This window comes from Microbulbifer okhotskensis, from assembly GCF_023895975.1.
GTDB classification, from domain to species: Bacteria; Pseudomonadota; Gammaproteobacteria; order Pseudomonadales; family Cellvibrionaceae; genus Microbulbifer; species Microbulbifer okhotskensis.
Genome location: NZ_JALBWM010000177.1, coordinates 1 through 4935 on the forward strand (window position 1 = coordinate 1; position 4935 = coordinate 4935).

General features: G+C 49.4%; 7 protein-coding genes. 3 read left to right on the plus strand and 4 right to left on the minus strand.

The window, feature by feature from the left end; translation table 11 throughout:
* Positions 1 to 860: hypothetical protein (locus tag MO867_RS20405; protein ID WP_252472527.1), on the plus strand; the 860-nt coding region annotated here is incomplete at its 5' end.
* 21 nt (positions 861 to 881) lie between these two features.
* On the plus strand, positions 882 to 1151 hold the full coding sequence (locus tag MO867_RS24445) for a helix-turn-helix transcriptional regulator (protein ID WP_507161427.1): 270 nt from the start codon (positions 882 to 884) through the stop codon (positions 1149 to 1151).
* Positions 1152 to 1184: 33 nt separating this feature from the next.
* Here the strand turns inward: MO867_RS24445 and MO867_RS20410 are convergent, their stop codons facing one another.
* The 4 genes from MO867_RS20410 to MO867_RS20425 form a co-directional block, all read right to left on the minus strand.
* Positions 1185 to 2162, minus strand: a complete 978-nt coding sequence (locus tag MO867_RS20410) for a tyrosine-type recombinase/integrase (protein ID WP_252472530.1) — start codon at positions 2160 to 2162, stop codon at positions 1185 to 1187.
* A 554-nt stretch (positions 2163 to 2716) separates the two neighbouring features.
* A complete protein-coding gene (locus MO867_RS20415) occupies positions 2717 to 3457 on the minus strand; it encodes a site-specific integrase (RefSeq protein WP_252472532.1) in 741 nt (246 codons plus the stop codon).
* Positions 3458 to 3529: 72 nt separating this feature from the next.
* The gene (locus tag MO867_RS20420; protein ID WP_252472534.1) at positions 3530 to 3886 is read right to left on the minus strand and encodes a hypothetical protein; all 357 of its coding nucleotides are present in this window, start codon (positions 3884 to 3886) and stop codon (positions 3530 to 3532) included.
* Between the two features lie 108 nt (positions 3887 to 3994).
* Positions 3995 to 4285 (minus strand): hypothetical protein, encoded by a 291-nt coding sequence (locus MO867_RS20425; protein WP_252472536.1) that lies wholly within the window; start codon positions 4283 to 4285, stop codon positions 3995 to 3997.
* A 150-nt stretch (positions 4286 to 4435) separates the two neighbouring features.
* Between MO867_RS20425 and MO867_RS20430 the strand changes: the two genes are divergently transcribed.
* Complete coding sequence (locus MO867_RS20430; protein WP_252472538.1) at positions 4436 to 4891, plus strand: helix-turn-helix domain-containing protein; 456 nt, start codon at positions 4436 to 4438, stop codon at positions 4889 to 4891.
* Positions 4892 to 4935: the final 44 nt, after the last annotated feature.

A 4935-nucleotide genomic window follows, 5' to 3' on the forward strand; every position in this document is an offset into this window, starting at 1 on the left:
GCCTCGCATTTACCGTGCAGCTGTGGATATCCATGCCCGCAGGTCTCGGCGGGCAACTGGTAGCCGGCGCCACTGCGGTGGCCCTGGAGCTGTGCAAATTCAGCTTCGCCCCTCTCGGCTTGTGGCTGTGCAGCCAGGGGCAAAAGAGCGGCTATGCCCTGCTCTTCCTCTGGCCCCTGCTGGTAATGATCAGCATTGTTGCAACGGTTGGATTTCTCGCCACCCATAGCGAGAAACAGCAACAGCGCAGCACCCGCAACAGCCTGGAATACCAAGCGTTGCAACAGCAGTTAAACAGTCTGCAACAGCAAATAAACACCCTAAACGGCTTGATCAACATGGATGCCAATAACGGCTACCGCCAGCGCGCCATCGATACCGCTGCCCAGTTATCCACACTGGAAACTGAGCGCACCCAGCTGATCACAAAGCTATCCACCATCGAACAAACCCCCAGTACACACAGTGCGTTTAACAGCCTGGCCAACGCCCTAAACGCAGACCCCGCGCGGCTTCAGCATATCGGTTTTCTGGCATTGGCGATCATCACTGACATCGTGGGATTGGTTGCGTTGCTCGCGTTTAACGCTGCTGCAACGGTTTGTAAACGCGTTTCGCAACCGTTTCAACAGCCCGAAACAGTAGAACAACAGCCAGACCACATCAGCCACCTCAACGAAGAACAAAGGCAGCTGGCCCAACGTATCCACGCCGGTGAATTCGGCAACCGCCCGGTGTTGCGCAATATCAGCACCATCGTAAGCGGCGGATACCGAACCGTTAAACCCGTTTTCGAAGCCCTGCAACAGGCAGGCGCACTCACACGTAACGGCCAGGGTTTTGCCCTGGTGAAACGCTAAAAACTAAGGAGCTTACTTAAAATGGGTGAACTAGAAACCATTGTTGACACGATCACTGCAGCACTCCGAGGGGCAAATACCCGGCTTTGGACCAGTGAAGATATAGCTGGCTACCTAAGCTGTAGTGAGTCCACAGTCTTTAGGTTGTCCGCTAAACCTCAATTCCCCGAGCCGCTCAAAATCTTTGGAGTAAGTGGTCGCCGGTGGGTCTCTGAAGAGGTCCGCGAATGGGCCAAGAAACAAAGACCCTCCAAGAAAACTGGACCTGGGAGACCGCGAAAGATTGCTTAGCGGCGGCAGTTATCATCGCGCCTAGACCACAATTCAATCTAGGCGCGATGCAATTTCTGTAGCAGTAGCGTTGTAGTAAATCATCAAGGAGCGCGGGTCTCGATGCCCCACCATACGCGCCAAATCTAACACATCGAGCTTTCTGGCTAACCGCGTCAACGCTTCATGCCTGGAATCGTGAAAGCGTAAATCCTCAATCTCTGCATCTATTCGGGCGCGCCGGAACAGTACGCTCGCCACATCTCGCCCGACCCCCAAGAAGTTTCCCGCTCTATCCGCCACCATAGAAAACAGTTCAACCGCCCGCAGAGATAGCGGCACATTTCTCTTGTCCCCGTTTTTTGATGTCTGCACCGTGACAAATCGTCCCGGCAAATCCAGATCCGCGCGGGTTAATGCCAGTATTTCCCCCAGCCTTAATGCTGTCTCTAAAGCCACCAGAAACGCCCAAGCAACTTCCTGGCCTCGGTTTTGAGGCGTAGCCTCTCGCCAATCTAGGGCCCTAAGGATTCGATCCTTTTCATTATCACTAATACGGCGATCCCGTGGGCGTGGGTCTTTCGGTCGCTCAAGCCCTTGAATTGGATGGTGATCAAGAAGATGCCACTCTCTCAGTGCATAGCGACATACGCCGCCTAATAGATTTATTTCTCGGTTTACGGACCCTGCAGATACTGAGGCAAGGCGCCGGTCCCTAAACTCCGCAAAGTGTTGCGTTTTGAGGTCTGATAAAGGGACTTGGGATATTGGATCTGCCTGAAGCTTATTGAGCCTGATCGCCTCCCATCTTGCGCCAGCCCTGCCGGGGGATACTGTTTCAGCAAAACGTTCCATCAGGTCGCCAAAAGTTCCTGCCTGTGGCTTACCATAGGTTCCCTGTCGTATCTGAAATTCGGTATCCTGGGCCCAGGCTTGGGCTTGCCTCTTAGTATCAAAGGTGCCACTAACAGAATGGCCACTAAGCCTTATTTGAACGCGCCACGCTTTCCCGCGCTTAACAAATGTCGCCATGCTCCCTATCTCCTTGGTGCAAATCTGGTGCAGTATTTTGCTCCTAGCTGCAAAGTCCTGACAAGCACAAGGGATAAAAAAACTCAAAATATCCTTTAAAATCAATAATATGGAACGGACTGGCGCCTATAAGCTCTATAGGCAAAACTACCTAGATGTCCGGCCTCGGGCACCACTTCCCCCTCCTTTAAACTACCCCTTGAAACTTCTTCACCACTGATCTTTGCATCAACCTCATTAAACATTTCTGGCGAGAAATGCACATAGTTCATTGTCGTCTGGATAGCGCTATGCCCCATCCAATTCATCACCGTGACAAAATTTACCCCCCCTCTTAATTAAGCGCGTACAGCATGTGTGACGAAGCGTATAGGTGACACTCCCATCAGACACACCCATCATCTCTTTTATAGTGTTAAAAGCATCTGCTCTTGAGCGCTCATGCCGCAACCCTGTAATAAAAGCGTCATCCAAGCTCGCTCCGCCCTCTAACCGCTCCTTAATGTACGCTCCCCAGACAGGCTTCAACTGGCTAACTACCGGCAACTGAGCTTCTACCTTCTTACCCCTTTTTTTTTCCGTAAAAATGTGACGCGCCAGGACTTAGTATCAATGCTACCGATCTTTAAACTGTTCATTTCGGCAGGCCGCATCCCTGTGTTGAGCAAACCCAAGAAGAGTGCCTGCCAATCCAGTGAGACATGCATCATTACATTTTCAAAGCGTTTAACAGTTCCATCGTCCCAAGCAAAGCGAGTCTTGGCAGCGTCCTCATTCACTGCACCCTGCATTGTCACCGGGAAAACAACATCAACCTCCGAGAAGAAGCGGAGCAATACGCCAACTTTGAAAAGCCCGTTGAGGTAGGCCAGCTTATGATTAATGGTGTTCTGCGAATTACCCTGCTTTTCACACCGCTCAATGAAGTCCAGGTAATCCTCCGCTGTCAGCTCAAAAGGTGATTTGTTCCACCAACCCATCATTTCCAGGGAGCGCTCAGTAGTGTTGCGGCTCACGTTGGTTGAGTTGTGCTTCCAAACCTTAGGGTGTTGCTCAGCACGCTTAAAGAGGTCGCGCATAGTCAGCTTTTCACGCCCCTTTTCCACCTCCTTAATTTTCCCCAGGTCTTTACCTGAGTCAATATCACTCACCCTTTTCAGATAGATCTCACGACATCTCTGCTCACTATCACAGGTTGCCTTGATACGCCCACCCTTGTAGGTTTTATTGAGCTTGTATACCACTTGCCCATTCTTTAGCTTCTCACGTCTTATCCCTTTACCTAACTCAATCATCCTGAAACTCCTCATGGCGTACTTATTAGCACTATTATGTGCGACCTGAACCCAAAGGAAGGCGTTCATCGCCTACCCTACAAGCCTCTTCACTTGCTTATAAATTTGCTTGCCTTTCTCGGTCAGAAGAAAGTAACCATAGGCACCTTCAATCGCGTTCCTATCATCTATCCAACGAATAAGGTCATACCCAAGGCGAACATTACCTTCACCATCAGCGCCTTCAATTTTCTGCAGGCGCTTAGTTACTTTACTTATGGAACCCTTCGGCATCTCATCACCGAAAAAATCCATAATCGTTTGCTGAGTCAGTCCTTCATTTCCAGCCTCAGCTGTCATCAAGAATATAATGACATGCCTTGCAGTCACTCTGGGGTTCGTTTCTGAAACGACAACCTCAATTGCCCTAGAAAGATTGTGGAGACTCATCTGTTGGTTTCCTTAAGTGATTAGAGCATCCCGCTCAGTTACACCGCCTAGGTAGCAGTCAGTAAAAATTTGCGTGGATGATACGCACCCAACAATCGCTAAGCAAGGCTATTTTATGCGACCTGAGTGCCGATTAGAAACAGAGGCAACTGCTTCTGCCTCCCCCTTGTCGTACTCATCCAGGCCAAGCAGTTCATCTAACTCAGCACAGTCGTTAAAGTACGTTATATCCCTCTGCACACCAGCATATGCAAAGCCGCTTGAGACTAAATCCTCAGCGGTTTCTCTGCCCTCAGTGGTGGCCTTATTTATAGGGAACCAACGCTCACTAGCAATAAGTGTTTCTGATTGCTCGGCTGTTCCCTCATAAGCACCAAATGATGTAATTCCATTATCCATTGGTAGAAACATCGTATCCTCGCTCCAGACAGGTTGTTATTTATTCAGTTTCCGTCAGATAGCCGTACTATAACTACTACTTTTGGACCATTCCCTTACAAAAAGGGGCTAAAATGTAAAGGGAATATGGTCAATTTATGATTTTGTTGTATGAGTAGTAGTTTAAAAATCGATTATGAACGCTTCCCAGGAATTCTCAGGGAAATCCGCACAAAAATCTTCGGGCTGACTCAAGAGCAGCTTTCAAAAAAAATGGGCATTAGCCGGCAAACTTATGGGAAGCTTGAAGGCGGGGATAAAACAGACATTTCCTTTGACCTGCTAATTGCTTTCAGCACCGCACACCCAGATTATTTCATTCCCTCCTATGTATTTTGTAAGCCTTTTTCTGAACGCCGTATTAACACCGCTTCAATCCAGCTCCTAGCTGCCATGCAGAGAGTGGCTGCCGAGGGTAATCCTGAAATTGTTGAGCGGTCAGCGCTCGCCGGTTTAATGTCCTTGGAGTATGTTGCTGCCCCATGCCAGAAGCAGCACAAGAGCATATTGAAAGCCAGCTCCACTGGGCTGATGTTTAATGTTCAAGCCATCATAGCGAGGCTGTAATTTAAATTGTGTAACTGCTCATGCCCCCATACTCTATACCGGAG